Origin of the sequence: Streptomyces sp. CMB-StM0423 (assembly GCF_002847285.1) — a bacterium.
Classification (GTDB): domain Bacteria; phylum Actinomycetota; class Actinomycetes; order Streptomycetales; family Streptomycetaceae; genus Streptomyces.
The window spans coordinates 5,071,600-5,085,334 of the sequence record NZ_CP025407.1; the positions used below are offsets into that span (position 1 = coordinate 5,071,600).

General features: G+C 72.2%; 12 protein-coding genes. 6 read left to right on the forward strand and 6 right to left on the reverse strand.

The genetic code is table 11. The annotated features are described in order from the left end of the window. Positions 1–64: 64 nt before the first annotated feature. Both CXR04_RS22130 and CXR04_RS22135 read left to right on the forward strand, forming a co-directional pair. The gene (locus CXR04_RS22130; protein WP_101424053.1) at positions 65–1,408 is read left to right on the forward strand and encodes a 3-oxoacyl-ACP reductase; all 1,344 of its coding nucleotides are present in this window, start codon (positions 65–67) and stop codon (positions 1,406–1,408) included. A gap of 1 nt (position 1,409) precedes the next feature. After that, entirely contained in the window at positions 1,410–2,387 is a 978-nt protein-coding gene (locus tag CXR04_RS22135) for a MaoC family dehydratase (protein WP_234380405.1), read from the forward strand. Here CXR04_RS22135 and CXR04_RS22140 read toward each other — a convergent pair. Beyond that, positions 2,370–3,038 carry a TetR/AcrR family transcriptional regulator gene (locus CXR04_RS22140; RefSeq protein ID WP_101424054.1) on the reverse strand — a complete coding sequence of 223 codons (669 nt, stop codon included), beginning with the start codon at positions 3,036–3,038 and terminating at the stop codon, positions 2,370–2,372. The two genes, CXR04_RS22135 and CXR04_RS22140, sit on opposite strands and share 18 nt — an antisense overlap. A 79-nt stretch (positions 3,039–3,117) precedes the next feature. On the opposite strand from CXR04_RS22140, the gene CXR04_RS22145 reads away from it, so the two are divergent. Then, on the forward strand, positions 3,118–3,582 hold the full coding sequence (locus CXR04_RS22145; protein WP_101424055.1) for an SCP2 sterol-binding domain-containing protein: 465 nt from the start codon (positions 3,118–3,120) through the stop codon (positions 3,580–3,582). A gap of 47 nt (positions 3,583–3,629) precedes the next feature. Here the strand turns inward: CXR04_RS22145 and CXR04_RS22150 are convergent, their stop codons facing one another. Both CXR04_RS22150 and CXR04_RS22155 read right to left on the reverse strand, forming a co-directional pair. After that, on the reverse strand, positions 3,630–4,916 hold the full coding sequence (locus CXR04_RS22150; protein WP_199850508.1) for a helix-turn-helix domain-containing protein: 1,287 nt from the start codon (positions 4,914–4,916) through the stop codon (positions 3,630–3,632). Positions 4,917–5,268: 352 nt separating this feature from the next. Next, positions 5,269–6,480, reverse strand: coding sequence for a helix-turn-helix domain-containing protein (locus CXR04_RS22155; protein WP_101426528.1), 1,212 nt, complete (start codon positions 6,478–6,480; stop codon positions 5,269–5,271). A 506-nt stretch (positions 6,481–6,986) separates the two neighbouring features. Here CXR04_RS22155 and CXR04_RS22160 point away from each other — a divergent pair. After that, the gene (locus CXR04_RS22160) at positions 6,987–7,313 is read left to right on the forward strand and encodes a hypothetical protein (RefSeq protein WP_159072377.1); all 327 of its coding nucleotides are present in this window, start codon (positions 6,987–6,989) and stop codon (positions 7,311–7,313) included. A gap of 101 nt (positions 7,314–7,414) precedes the next feature. On the opposite strand, the gene CXR04_RS22165 is transcribed toward CXR04_RS22160, so the two are convergent. The 3 genes from CXR04_RS22165 to CXR04_RS22175 form a co-directional block, all read right to left on the reverse strand. Further along, complete coding sequence (locus tag CXR04_RS22165; protein WP_101424057.1) at positions 7,415–8,371, reverse strand: hypothetical protein; 957 nt, start codon at positions 8,369–8,371, stop codon at positions 7,415–7,417. Between the two features lie 146 nt (positions 8,372–8,517). Continuing rightward, positions 8,518–10,077: a DUF6801 domain-containing protein gene (locus CXR04_RS22170; RefSeq protein ID WP_101424058.1), complete on the reverse strand. Its 1,560-nt coding sequence runs from the start codon at positions 10,075–10,077 to the stop codon at positions 8,518–8,520. Between the two features lie 119 nt (positions 10,078–10,196). Then, a complete protein-coding gene (locus CXR04_RS22175) occupies positions 10,197–10,814 on the reverse strand; it encodes a hypothetical protein (RefSeq protein ID WP_101424059.1) in 618 nt (205 codons plus the stop codon). 1,026 nt (positions 10,815–11,840) lie between these two features. Between CXR04_RS22175 and CXR04_RS22180 the strand changes: the two genes are divergently transcribed. Both CXR04_RS22180 and CXR04_RS22185 read left to right on the forward strand, forming a co-directional pair. Further along, positions 11,841–12,860 (forward strand): ABC transporter ATP-binding protein, encoded by a 1,020-nt coding sequence (locus CXR04_RS22180; RefSeq protein ID WP_101426529.1) that lies wholly within the window; start codon positions 11,841–11,843, stop codon positions 12,858–12,860. Further along, a complete protein-coding gene (locus tag CXR04_RS22185) occupies positions 12,857–13,735 on the forward strand; it encodes an MlaE family ABC transporter permease (RefSeq protein ID WP_199850509.1) in 879 nt (292 codons plus the stop codon). Before CXR04_RS22180 ends, CXR04_RS22185 begins: the two co-directional genes overlap by 4 nt.

Below are 13,735 nucleotides of genomic sequence, written 5' to 3' on the forward strand. Positions count from 1 at the left end.
CGGGGGCTCAGTTCCTACGCTCCTTACTCCGCAGTAAACTTACTCAGGCGTAAGGAGATTGCCAATGGCCGATCGCTACCGGAAATTCACGAGCCGCGGAGCCGGGGCCTTCGTCGCCAAGCGGCTCGGCCTCCCGCGGCCCGCGCGCCTGGAGCGGTACCGGCCGGGGCAGCCCGTCGCCCGCGGCCCCGTCGTGCTCGGCGGCGCGGCCGGCGGCCGGATGCACAAGACGCTGCGCGCACTGCTGGACGCGGTGGGCGCGGAGGTGGCGGAGGCCGCGGACGAGTCGTCGGTACGGGCCGGGGCGCTGGTCTTCGACGCCACCGGCATCGGCACCTCCGCCGGGCTGCGCGCGCTCTACGACTTCCTCCACCCCCGGATCCGCGAACTCGCCCCCTGCGGCCGCGTCGTGGTCGTCGGCACCCCGCCGGAGGCCGCCGCGGGGTCGGGGGAAGCGGTGGCGCAGCGGGCGCTTGAGGGGTTCGTCAGGTCGGTGGGCAAGGAGCTCCGGGACGGCTCGACGGCGCATCTGCTGCTGGTCGCGCCGGGCGCGGAGGGCGGCGTGGAGTCGACGCTGCGCTTCGCGCTGTCGGCGCGCTCGGCGTACGTCTCGGGGCAGGCGCTGCGCGTCACGGGCACGGCGCCGGTGCCGGGGACGGCCGATTGGGCGCGGCCGCTGGCCGGGAAGACCGCGCTGGTCACGGGCGCGTCGCGGGGGATCGGCGCGGTGGTCGCGGAGACGCTGCACCGGGACGGGGCGCGGGTGGTGTGCCTGGACGTCGCCGCGCAGGGCGCGGAGCTGGCGGCGGTGGCGGCCCGGGCCGGCGGCGGGGTGCTGGAGTCGGACATCACGGCGGCGGACGCGGGGGACCGGCTCGCCGCGTACCTCGGCGAACACCACGGCGGCGTCGACGTCGTCGTGCACAACGCGGGCATCACCCGCGACAAGACCCTGGGCCGGATGAGCGCCGGCCAGTGGGAAGCGGTCATCGGGGTCAACCTCACCGCCGTCGAGACCCTCACCGCCCGCCTCCTCGGCGACGGGCTGCTGCGCGCGGACGGCCGGATCGTCTGCACCTCGTCGATCAGCGGCATCGCGGGGAACGTCGGCCAGACCAACTACGCGGCGAGCAAGGCGGGCCTCATCGGCTACGTCCAGGCCACGGCGCCCGGGGCGGCGGCACGCGGCGTGACGGTCAACGCGGTGGCGCCCGGGTTCATCGAGACGCGGATGACGGCGGCGGTCCCGCTGGTGATCCGCGAGGCGGGCCGCCGCATGAACACCCTGAAGCAGGGCGGGCTGCCGGTGGATGTGGCGGAGGCGGTGTCGTACTTCGCGGCGCCGGGCAGCGGAGCCGTGACGGGACAGGTGCTGCGGGTGTGCGGCCAGGCGCTGCTGGGGGCGTGAGATGGAGACACGGGAGCTGGACAGAGCACCGCGACTGCTGCCGCTGTACGGGCGGGCGGTGGTGCCGAAGCGGCGGGGGAGGGCGCACGGGACGGGGGCGGGAGGCGACGGAGGCCCCGGAGCCGCCGCGTCCGGAGCCAGAACCGCCGCGGAGGCCGGGGCGGAAGCCGGTGCCGGGCTGCCCGCCGTCCCCCAGCGCCGCCTGATCCTCCGCGAAGTACGCCCCGACCCCGCCCGCCTCCGCCGCTACGCCGCCGTCTGCGGCTTCCCCGACGACGGCCGGCTTCCGGCCACGTACCCGCACGTCGTCGCCTTTCCGCTCGCCATGTCCCTCATGGCCGCACGCGACTTCCCCTTCCCGCTCCTCGGTCTCGTCCATCTCGCCAACCGGGTCGAGCACCTGCGCCCCGTCGACGCCGGCGAGCGGCTGACGTACGTCGTCGCGACCGGCCGCGCGCAGCCGCACCCGAAGGGCACCGCGTTCCCGGTGGCCGCGCACGCGCGCCTGCGCGGCGAGACGGTGTGGCGCTCGACGAGCACGTACCTGAGCCGCGGGCCGGGCACCGGCACGGGCGAGGCACCCGGGACGCCTGAACTCACCGCCGCGGCACGGGAGGAGAGCTGGAGGCTGCCGGGCTCGCTGGGCCGCTCGTACGCCGCCGCCTCCGGCGACCGCAACCCCATCCACCTGCACCCGCTGACCGCCCGGCCGTTCGGCTTCCGGCGCGCGATCGCGCACGGGATGTGGGCCAAGGCGCACTGCCTGGCGGCGCTGGCGGCGGAACTGCCCGGGGCGTACGCGGTGGACGTGTCGTTCCGCGCGCCGGTCCTGCTGCCGGCGGCGGTGCGCTTCCGCGCGGAACGGAGGGAGGGGACGGAGCACCCGGAACAGGCCGTGGGCGGCTGGGCGTTCGACGTGCGCGGCGCGGACGGCGACCGCGCGCACCTGCGGGGCGCTGTCTCACCCCTGGGCGGCTGACGGCTCCGGCGGCGGCGGTGGCGCCCAGGTTTCGCCGTCGAGCACGTTGCGCATGCCCACCCAGATCATGTTCATCAGCCGCCGTGTCATGCCCTCCGGCGACTCGGCGGGGTGCTCGGCCATCCAGTCCGTCAGCGCGTCGGCCGCGCCCACGATGGTGTGCGCGACGAACTCGGCGTCCTCGTCCCCGAGCCGGGCGGGCCCGCCGTTCTCCTCGATCCCGGCCCGTACCAGCGCGGTGACCTCCGCCATCACCGCCCGCCGCGCGCGCGCCGACTCCGCGGCGATGGCCTCGCTCAACTCGGCGGCGTGCCGGTGCAGTACGACCCAGCCGTCGCGGTGCTCGGAGACGAACGAGAAGAACGCCCGCAGCCCCGCCCGCAGCCGCAGCTCCGGCGTCAGCACCCCCTCGGCCGCCCCCTGGAACGCGGCCACCAGCCGCTCCGCCTCGCGCCGCAGGCAGGCGATGAAGAGCCCTTCCTTGGACTCCAGATAGAGGTAGACCATCGGCTTGGATATCCCGGCCAGCACGGCTATCTCGTCCACCGAGGCGGCGTGGTAGCCGCGCTTGGAGAAGACCCGTACGGCCACGTCGATGATCTGCTGCTCCCGCACCTGCCGGGGAAGCCGCCGCCTGCGCTTTTCGGTCACGGTTGCGAGCGTACTCTGCCGCCTCCTATATTTGACTATCGAGTAAGTCTACTATTCGGTAAGGAAGATGGGTGTGCGGATGACCGACGACACGCAGGGTCTTGAGGGCCTGGACTTCGCCGCGGTGTCCCCCGAGGAGTACGCGCGCATCGTCAGGGGGCTCTCCTCGCGGGAGATCGAGGAGCTGGCCCGGGACGAGGCGCTGCGCGCGCGGGTCGTCGGGGAGGTCTTCCGGCGGATGGAGCAGCAGTTCCGGCCGGACAGGGCCGGGGAGCTGGAGGCGGTCATCCGCTGGCGGATCGCGGGCGTGACCGAGGTGGTGTACGACGTGACCGTCTCGGGCGGCGCCTGCTCGGTGCGCGAGGGGCAGGGCGAGGCGAAGCCGCGGGTGACGCTGGACATGGGCGACGAGGAGTTCCTGAACGTGACGTCCGGGAACGCGGGGCCCGTCAAGCTGTTCATGACGCGGAAGCTGAAGGTCAGCGGAGACGTGGCGCTCGCGCTGAAGCTGACGAGCATGTTCGACATCCCCAAGGCCGACTGAGCGCGGGCGACCCCCGTCGCCCCGCCCGGTCCCGCCGGCGCCGGTCGTCAGCCCGGCGGCTCGGTGCGTTCCGTGCGCTCCGTGCGCTCGGTACGTCCCGTACGGCCCGTGATCGGGCCCGTCGACGGCAGGTCCGCCTGGTCGCGCAGCCAGAGCGCGCGCAGCGTCGCCTCCAGGGCGAAGCGCCGGTCCGGCTCGGTGAGCTGGGAGCCGAAGTGCTGGCCGAGGGTCCGCATCCGGTAGCGCACGGTCTGCGGGTGGACGTGCAGTTGCTCGGCGATACGCCCCGCGGTGCCGCGCGTGGTCAGCCACACCCGCAGGGTCTCCACCAGCCGCTCGCGCCGGCCGGTCGTCACGGCGGCCAGCGGCTGGAGCTGGCGGCCCGCCATCTGCTCCACCAGGGCGGGGTCCGTGAGCAGCCAGAGGGTGAGCAGGTGGTCCTCGACCCGTACCGGGGAAGGGGCGCGGATCGCGCCCGACTCGACCATGCCGAGGGCCTGCCGCGCCCAGCGCAGCGAGTCCGCGGTCCTGTGCAGCGGCACGGTGAGGCCGATGGCCACCCCGATCGGCCCCAGCGCGACGTCCAGCGCCTCGCGCCGCTCGTCGTCGAAGGGGCCGGGGATGAGCAGGTACGGGTGCGGGCCCGCGGTGTCCGCCAGTACGTCCTCGGGCAGCCCGGTCAGCGACGTGAGCCGCTCCGCCGGCATCAGCGCGGCCGGCGTCACCTCGTCCGGCAACTGCCAGCGGGCCTGCGCGGCGATGTCCTCCACGGTGTGGCGCGGTACGGGCGGCTCGGCGACCAGCGTCCGCAGCAGCCGCCTGCGCAGGCTCTTCAGCCGCTCCGCCGAGTCGGCCTCCGCCTGGAGGTAGCCCTCCCTGGCCAGCTCCGACAGCTCGTCGATGTAGGCGAGCAGGGCGTCGGCGAAGGCGTTCATCACGTGCGAGGCGAGGTGGTTGCGCTCGCCCACGACCATCGCGCGCCGCCACGCGACCCGGCCGCCGATGCGGTACGCGGACTGGAGGGCGTCGAGGCTGCGGCCCTCCTGCGCCTCGAACCGGCCGAGTCTTCGGTGCACCTCGGCCAGGTGCACGGCGCGTTTGCGGGGCGTCGCGACCCGGTCGGTGAAGGTGTTCAGCGACTGCCGGACGCCGAGCCGCAGGGCCCGGTCGTACGCCTCGCCCATCTGGAGCCCGTACTCGGGCACCGCACCGCGGATCGCCGCGACGATCTCCCGGTAGAGGCTCGGTAACTCAGGCCGGATCAGCGCGGCCAGCTCCCGCGGCAGCGGCTCGGGCGGCTCGGCCAGTGCGACTGCCTGCACTTCGGACGGCATAGGTCTACCCCTCACGCCGCCGGCGAGGCAGGGGGACACCGACCCGGTGGGGGGTGTGCAAGTCAGGTGCCCTGCCGCACGGTGGTGCCGGCAGCTCACTGTTCGGATGAGGATCCGCGGGCGCCCGGCCTGCAGCGCACCGGTGACCGCGGTGTTGCGTGGCATGTTCGGTACCGCGAGGAACGTGTAGCCCACACAGAGTGGATGCGGCACTACTCACCGGGCAAGCGCTTGTACGCATCTTTTGTACGCGGGTGATAGTTCGCCGCCGCCGCGCGGGCCGCGCAGCGGTCGCGTACGGGCCGCGCACGGGTTGCGTACGGCCGCGTACGGGCCGCGCGCCCGGGGGCGCTCAGCCGCCGTCGCCGCGCTGCCGCAGATGCAGCGTCCGTACCGCGACCTCCACCGCGAACCGCTCGTCGTGGTCGTCCAACTGCGCACCGAAGAGCTGGTGGAGGCTGCGCAGCCGGTAGCGCACGGTCTGCGGGTGGACGTGCAGCAGCCGCGCCATCCGCGCCGCCGTGCCGCGGGTCGTCAGCCAGACCCGCAACGTGTCGACCAGCCGCTCCCTGCGCACCGGCGTGTGGCCGGCGAGCGGCGCCAACTGCCGCCGCGCCAGTTCCTCGGCCAGCGGCGGATCGGCCATGAGCCACAGGGTCACCAGGTGGTCGTCGCACGCGAACACCGGCCCGTCGCGGACGATGCCGGTCTCCGCGTGCGCCAGCGCCTGCCGGGCCCAGCGCAGCGAGTCCGCGGACCTGGCGAGCGGCACCGTCACGCCGAGGGCGGCCCGGCAGCCGGCCAGCGCCGCGGCCAGCATGGCGTGGCGCTCCTCGGTGAGGGGCCCCGGCACGAGGAGGTGGGGCTGCGGATCGGCGAGTTCGACCAGTACGTCGGGGTGGAGCGGCTCGGGGTCCGGGCGGCGGTCGGCGGTCAGTGCGACGGGCGTCGCCACGTCCGGCAGCGGCCAGCCGGCGCCGTCGGCGAGTTCGGTGACCGCGGGGTGGGCCAGGGGCAGCGCGCCGCCGGAGAGCAGCAGCCGCAGCAGCCGCCGCCGCCGCGCCCCGGCGTCCTCGGGCCCCGACTGCGCCTCCCGGTAGCCCTCGCGGCACAGTTCCTCGGTCGCGTCGACGTGCGCGAAGACGGCGTCGGCGAACATCGCCATGAGCGTGGGCGAGATGTTGTAGCGGGTACCGACCGTCTTGGCGCGCCGCAGCGCCACCCGCGCGCCGATGCGCAGGGCCGAGCGCAGGTACTGGAAGCTGCGGCCCTCGTACGCCTCGAACCTGCCCAGCCGCCGGCACATTTCGTCCCTGCGGCCTGTCGGTGATTTCGGGTTGGCCACCTGCTCGACGAACGCGGCGAGATTCTGCTCGACGCCCTGCTGCAATACCTCCCCGTACGGGCCTTCCAGCAACTGGTCGTATTCGGGGATGGCCCTTCTGATCTCCACCGCGATTTCCTCGACGAGGCTGGGCAGTTCCGGTCGCATGATCGCGGCGAACTCCGGCGGCAGCGGCTCGGGCGGCTCGACGAGTCCGGCGGCGGGTCCTGCGTCTGGCATCTGCATGACTCCTCCCACCCCGGGGCGGAGCCCGATCGGCGGGGCTCCGCTTGCGGGTGGTGCGATGAGACGGGCGGTGAGACGGGGTGGGGCCGCGCGTGTGCCGCCAAGCATGCGGGGTGGGGCGGCCGTAGGGGAGTGGAACGCGCGCGATTGCGCACTGGGCGACAAAAGCCGAGGGGGGAACACTTGCGTGGTGACAAGGGATGACGATTTCCGCGCAGGCCCATTGCACCGCTCCGTTACCGGCGCGTAACTTCATTGTCCGTGCGGCGTGCGGGAGGGGTTGGTCGTGCAATGGAATACCGACGCGCGTTCTTCTCGGCGGCGTTATGACGCCGGACACGTCGTCGGCTACGCCCTCACGGTGAAGGAAACGATGCATGCGGCACGTTGGCCGGGTGCCGCGAGGGCCGTGGACCTGGGGATCCTCCCCGAGGCCATGGCGGGCGGCGCCACGGCGGTCAACGACGCCGGTGTGGCCGCCGGCTTCTCCGGGACGGCGGGTGCGGTGGGATGCGGACGGATCCTTCACCGAACTCGACGGGCTGGGCGGGGCACGGAGCGAGGCCCGCGGGATCGACGCCTCCGGGGTCGTCGTCGGCAGTGCCGAGCGCCCGGACGGCCGGGTGCACGCGGTGCGCTGGGACGAGGACGGGACCGTCGTCGACCTCGGCACCCTGCCCGGCGATGCCACCAGCCGCGCGACGGGGGTCAACGACGACGGAGTCGTCGTCGGCGAGTCCGTCGCCGGGGACGACACCCCGCGCGCGGTCCGCTGGGAACCCGACGGCACCATGGTGGATGTGAGCGCCCTGATCGAGAGCGGGTGAGCGGGACCGCCGGCCGGCACGAGCGGCGCGCCCGCGGCGCCTGACACACGGCGGTGGCCGGCCACCCGGGGGTGGCCGGCCACCTCACGCGGGCAGCGCGTTCAGCGCACCGCGGAGTGCCAGTACTCGGACAGCAGCTTGCCGTTGTCGGGCGTGATGAGGCCCGGGGCCGTGAGGGCCGCCATGTAGGTCGAGGCGTCGTTCAGGACGAGGTCGTTGTTGCCCGAGGCCGACGGGAGTCCGGTCTTCAGGTTCACGGCCAGGTCGATGAGGCCGAGCAGGCCGCAGCCCGTCGCGCCCGGTACGGAGAACGCGGAGTCGCCCTGGTCGGCGCCCGGCAGCTCGACCCTGGTCATCGCCGCGTCCGGTGCGGGGTTGGGGGTGCCGTCGCTGTCGAAGCGGGTCGCGCCGAAGGACGGCTGGGTGAGGTTCGCCGGGTGGAGGACGACCGGCTTCGAGGCGGATCCGATGTAGCACGAATCGGCCAGCAGCGGGTTCTCCAGGTGGATCCGTACCGGCAGGGTCACGATCGGCTTGCCCGTGGTCGCGCCCGCCAGCAGGTCGAAGTTCGACGGGGAGCCGGCGGACTCCATCGTCGCCGTGATGCGGTTGAGGTCGGAGTTGGTGATCGAGTCGCAGATCTGGCTGACCACCGGGATGTCGCTCGGGCACATCAGCCCGAGCAGCCCGCCCGGCACGGTGGCCGGATCGGCGACGAGCGCGCCGACCTTGGGCGGTATGACCTCGAAGGTGCCCGCCGCGGTGTTCTGGACCAGCCCGAACTGCAGGTTCGCCTTACCGGCCGTCACCTCGGAGTTGCCGAGCTTGATGGCGCCGCTGGCCGAAGCCGAGGACACGCACTGGGCGACGAAGTCCTCGCCGTCGGCGGCCAGCATCCTGGGGTCGTCGACCGGACAGCGGGTGAAGGGCCCCCAGGAACCGTTCAGCTCGGTGGCCGAGGCGGCGTTCGCCGTGGACATTCCCATGGAGAAGAAGGCGGTGAAGGCCGTAAGCGCGCACAGCAGCGAAGCCTTTACCCCGTTTCTGACTGCTTTCATGCTTCCCTTTCCGGTCGGGCCCACTCCGTGATCGCGGTCATGGGAAAGGGTCGTCCGCACAACCGGGCATGGGCACCTGGGCAGTTGGATGGTGACCTGTGAGGTACCGGCCCCCGGTTGCCGGAGGCCGGAAGAGCTGGGAGAACTCAGCGTTCGGCCTGGGGGACGTCCCGGGGGGAGAACTCCTCGGTGCAGCCGCCGTTTGCTTCGGGGGTCCGCCAGGAGCAGGCCCCTCCCTGCGTCTGCTTGAGCAGGTTGTCCGGCCCGGACACCGAGGCGGTGAACAGCGGGTCGAGGTCTTCCTCCGCACCGCAGCCCTCGAAGCGCGGGATGGTGACGTTTCCGGGCAGGGTGCCGCCCGCGCCGAGCGTGTATCCGTCGAAACTGCCGTCCGGGTTTCGGAAGGTGAACCCGGAGAGCACCATGTGGTCCTTGGTGTCCTGCGCCGGATCGGGGTCCTTGGAATAGAGCGGCCCTGCGGTGCGGCAGTTCGGTCCGACGTCCAGGGGCGTTCCGTTGACCCGTACATCGGTGATGCGGATCACCAGGGAGATCCTGATGACGGCGGTGGCCTCGCCCTGCGTGACGTCGAAAATGTGGGTCTTCGAGTCGGCGACGACCCGCATCGGCCCTTTCTGTTCGAGCACCATGGTGGCGGTCGTCGGCATGAAGCCGAAGGTGAGGAAGGTGGCCTTCACCGGGGGCGACTGAGGGCGGCCCTTGTACATCAGCTCGCCGTCACCGGTGCCGTGAATGTAGGCCCACGGGAACTGGATGTCGATGGTCGGCTCGTACTGCAGGAAAAGGCCGCACATCAACGGGAGTCGGGCCGCGCCGTTCAGCTTTCTGACGTTCGAGAACCCGGTGATGTACGCGGACAGCGACTGCACGTCGGTGACGTCCGAGGGGCAGGGCGGCGCGTCTTCCCGCGGGTCCGCGGGCGCCCGCGGGGATACCGGCTCGCCCGCCTCGTTCTCCGGCGTGACCGTGCCCCCGCCGTCGCGCGGGTCGTCCGGGTCGTCGTCCGGATTCCCCTCTCCGGGCGGGCTGCCGGCCGGCGGGCTCTCCCCGTCGTCGGGGCCGGTGACGGCAATGCTCGCGAGCAGCAACTCCGCGCCCTCCGCGGGAGAGCAGGCCACGGACAGCCGCTCGGCCGCTGCTTCCCCGCCCTCGGCGGGCGGGCTCGCGGTGAGGTCCATGGCCAGGTCGCCGGCCGCGACGGTCAGGTCGCCCGGCGTCTGCGTCGTCATCGACGGCGCCAGGCCCGGCGCCGGGAGTGTGACGTCACCCGCGTCCGGAACCGGGACGTCTCCCTCGGTCGCGGCCGTCCACTCCGCCACCGCCGTGTCCTGGCCCTGGGCGACGGCGGTGTCGAGCGACACCTGTGCGCTCAGGGCGCCGGGCCTGCTCGCGGAGATGTCGGCGAGCGCGGACTCCGGGAGCCGGATCTCGACGGCCACCTCCTGCGGCTGGATCTCCTCGCCGGTGTCCACCCGGTCGGGGAGTTCGGCGACGGCCCGAACCGCGACGTCCTGCCCGCCGGAAGGGAATCGGCAGGTGTAAGGGATCTCCGTGTCGACCGGCTGGGTTCCCGCCGCGGCGCTCTCGGCCGGGATCGCCCCGGCCAGGAGCAGGGCGGCGACCACCGCGCCGGCGCGCGGGGTGATGCGCGGTCTGCGGCTCTTCGCCGCGTCGCTCTCGGTCACGACTTGCTCGATCCCTTCCGGACCTGGGCGGGACGCCGGCTGCTGAGACATGCCCGGGCTGCCCGGCCGTCGCGAGAGGCCGGGCAGCTTCACGTCAGGCGTGGTGCACTAGCGGGTCGTCACGCGGGCGGGTTGGACCCGACGATGGTCGGCTTGCCGCCGCCCGGGATCGTGACGTCGTACACCGAGTCGAAGCTCGGCTGGTCGCCGTTCTTGGCGATCGCACCGCAGTTCACGGAGTTCTGGACCGTGAGGTCGCCGACCACGCTGTCGACCGTCAGCTTCCCGGTGGCGTTGCTGTAGTTCCCGGACGCCTTGCCCACGACGTCGAAGGTGCACGCCAGGACGGCAAGCTTGGCGGTGACGTTGCCGACGCTCCCCTGCGTCACCCCGGCGCTGTAGTCGGCGGCGTTCAGCGACCAGGGCTCGACCGGGTCGACGGTGAGGGGGCCGAAGGGGGTCGTGCAGTTGTTGAAGGCGACGGCGCTTATATTGCCGACGGCTGCGGGGTTGCCCGTCTTGCTGGACAGGGTGCCCGAGGCCGTGGAGTTCGTACAGGTGAGCAGGATGCCGTTGAGTTCGAGCTTCGTGGAACTCGAAACGGCGTTGAATGCCTGCGGGCTGCCGGGGCCGACCGTCCACACGGTGGAGGGGTCGGCAGCGGCGGGACCGGCCGCCATGGCGATGGAGCTGACCGCAACGGCCGCTCCTACGGCGAACTTGCGGATCTTGCTCATTCTCGTCCTCGCATTCGTCGAGTTTGCAGGACAGGATGGCAGTGCCGAGCCGAGAATCAGCGCACCGTGGTTGGGGGGCACAATGAATACCTACACCGTGCTCGTGGGCTCCGAGCGTTTGCCGGCGTCAATTACGCAGGCCGGCCCGCCTGAATATGCCGACATCTCAGCTACTGACGGGTACCGTAGCCACATCCGCAAGAGGGCACAACACCTTCGCCGGGAAACTATCCAAGAAGCCCCGCGGCTGAGTCGTTTCTGTCAAATCATTGTCACGCCGTGACAATCGGGTGCTTGCCGGGCGCGCAGTCGCTGACAAATCCGGAACTCCCGCGGCCGGGCAGGCGGTTGAGCCTACGGGCGGCCGGAGCCGCACGCCGTCGGCCGGCCGCCGGACCGTGCTGGTCAGGGCGGTGCCGGCCCGCGGCGCGGGCCCGCTCCCGCGCGTCGTGCGCGTCGGAGCCTTCTTTTTGCCCTGGCTGATTTCGTTGTCACGCGATGAGGAACGGCGGTACGCACGCGGCCGTTCCCGGCGGTCCCCGGATTGTCAGGCGGTGACAATCCGGCGGGTCCGATTGCTCAGCGGACGACAAGAAAGTACCCGCTGGTAAGGAGTCGGTGACTTTCCCTGCCACGGCTATTGATTCCCCGGTTACCCGTGCGTAGCGTCTCCCCCCGCAGGTGCTCGTGCAGCCCGTCCCCCAGCAAGGCCGCACCGAAGAAGTCGGGTCCGCCGCCGGCGTGGATCCCGTAGGCGCAGAGGCCGCACCGGCTGCTGCAGGACTGCTCATGGAGTGATGCACGCATGTGCACGGCAGAACACGCGTCGCGCAGAAGCCGGGCCCGGCCCGCTCCTCTTTGCTCACTCGGAGACAAATGCGCCGCCCGGGATTGTCACCGGATGCCAGTCGTCGTTTGCGGCGGGGGCACCGGGGCGCCGGCCGTGCTGTGCTGTGCCCGCACCGGAGTTGACGGGACCGGCCGCGGTGTACACGGCCGGCGCTGCGCACCCGCCAGGGGGCTGTGATGGGAATCGAAGTCGTCGTGGACGGCCTGACGAAGTCCTTCGGCCGCCAGAACATCTGGCGCGACGTCACGCTGACGCTGCCGGCCGGCGAGGTCAGCGTGATGCTGGGCCCGTCCGGCACCGGCAAGACCGTGTTCCTGAAGTCGCTCATCGGCCTGCTCAAGCCCGAGGAGGGGCAGGTGCTGGTCGACGGCGTCGACATGGTGAACAGCCGCGAGCGCGACGTCTTCGAGGCGCGCAAGAAGTTCGGGCTGATGTTCCAGGACGGCGCCCTCTTCGGCTCGATGAGCCTCTTCGACAACGTCGCCTTCCCGCTGCGCGAGCACACCCGCAAGAAGGAGTCCGAGATCCGCCGCATCGTCATGGAGCGGATGGACCTCGTCGGCCTCGGCGGCGCCGAGGGCAAGCTGCCGGGCGAGATATCCGGCGGCATGCGCAAGCGGGCGGGGCTGGCCCGCGCGCTCGTCCTGGACCCCGAGATCGTGCTGTGCGACGAGCCGGACTCCGGTCTCGACCCGGTGCGTACGGCGTTCATCTCGCAACTGCTCATCGACGTCAACGCGCAGATCGACGCGACGATGCTGATCGTCACGCACAACATCGACATCGCCTCCACCGTCCCCGACAACATCGGCATGCTCTTCCGCCGCAACCTCGTCACCTTCGGGCCCCGCGAGGTGCTGCTCACCAGCGAGGAGCCGGTCGTCTCGCAGTTCCTCAGCGGCAGCAGGCTCGGCCCCATCGGCATGTCGGAAGAGAAGGACGCGGCCACGCTCGCCGCCGAGGGCTTCGACCCCGACGGCGCCTCCGGTACGGGCCCGCGCGAGATCGTGCCGCAGTTGGAGCCGTCGGCCGGAATGCCGCCGCGGCAGGCGGTGGACCGGCACCGCGAGCGGGTGCTGGGCATGCTGACGCAACTGCCGACCGCCGCCCGCCAGGCCATCCTCGCCGGCATCGGCGGCTCGGTCGCCCACGCGAAGACGCTGACCATGCCCGCGCCCCCGGAGGAGCGGCCATGACCACGACCCTGCCGCCGGTACCCCCTTCGCCGGAGCCGCAGGACCCGGACCCCGGCGAGCATCCGGAGGCCGCCGGGCAGCCGGCGCCGCCGCGCCCCGCCTGGTCCGTACCCGGTGCGGGTGCGCTGCGCGAGACCGGGAAGCTCTTCGCGCTGGCGCTGTCCGTCGCCCGGCTGTCGTTCAAGCGGCCGTTCCAGTTGCGGGAGTTCGTCGAGCAGTTCTGGTTCATCGCCAGCGTGACGATCCTGCCCGCGGCCCTGGTGTCGATCCCGTTCGGCGCGGTCATCGCCCTCCAGGTCGGCTCGCTCACCCAGCAGTTCGGCGCCCAGTCCTTCACCGGCGGCGCCAGCGTGCTCGCGGTCATCCAGCAGGCGTCACCGCTCATCGTGGCGCTGCTGATCTCCGGCGCCGGCGGCTCGGCGATCTGCGCCGACCTCGGCTCCCGGAAGATCCGCGAGGAGCTGGACGCGATGGAGGTCATGGGAGTCTCGCCGGTCCAGCGGCTCGTGGTGCCCAGGGTGCTGGCCACGATGGGCGTCGCGGTGCTGCTCAACGGGCTGGTCTCGGTGGTCGGCACGCTCGGCGGCTACTTCTTCAACGTCATCCTCCAGGGCGGCACCCCCGGCGCGTACCTCTCCAGCTTCTCCGCCCTCGCGCAGCTCCCGGACCTCTACATCAGCGAGATCAAGGCGCTGATCTTCGGGTTCATCGCCGGCATCGTCGCCGCCTACCGCGGCCTCAACCCCCGCGGCGGCCCGAAGGGCGTGGGCGACGCGGTCAACCAGTCCGTCGTCATCACCTTCCTGCTGCTGTTCTTCGTCAACACCATCCTGACGTCGATCTACCTGCAGGTCGTCCCCCCGAAGGGAGGCTGA

Coding starts and splice junctions, on each gene's coding strand:
- CXR04_RS22130 (WP_101424053.1), top strand. CDS start 65: ATGGCCGATCGCTACCGGAAATTCACGAGCCGCGGAGCCGGGGCCTTC.
- CXR04_RS22135 (WP_234380405.1), top strand. CDS start 1,410: ATGGAGACACGGGAGCTGGACAGAGCACCGCGACTGCTGCCGCTGTAC.
- CXR04_RS22145 (WP_101424055.1), top strand. CDS start 3,118: ATGACCGACGACACGCAGGGTCTTGAGGGCCTGGACTTCGCCGCGGTG.
- CXR04_RS22150 (WP_199850508.1), bottom strand. CDS start 4,916: ATGCCGTCCGAAGTGCAGGCAGTCGCACTGGCCGAGCCGCCCGAGCCG.
- CXR04_RS22155 (WP_101426528.1), bottom strand. CDS start 6,480: ATGCCAGACGCAGGACCCGCCGCCGGACTCGTCGAGCCGCCCGAGCCG.
- CXR04_RS22165 (WP_101424057.1), bottom strand. CDS start 8,371: ATGAAAGCAGTCAGAAACGGGGTAAAGGCTTCGCTGCTGTGCGCGCTT.
- CXR04_RS22175 (WP_101424059.1), bottom strand. CDS start 10,814: ATGAGCAAGATCCGCAAGTTCGCCGTAGGAGCGGCCGTTGCGGTCAGC.
- CXR04_RS22180 (WP_101426529.1), top strand. CDS start 11,841: ATGGGAATCGAAGTCGTCGTGGACGGCCTGACGAAGTCCTTCGGCCGC.
- CXR04_RS22185 (WP_199850509.1), top strand. CDS start 12,857: ATGACCACGACCCTGCCGCCGGTACCCCCTTCGCCGGAGCCGCAGGAC.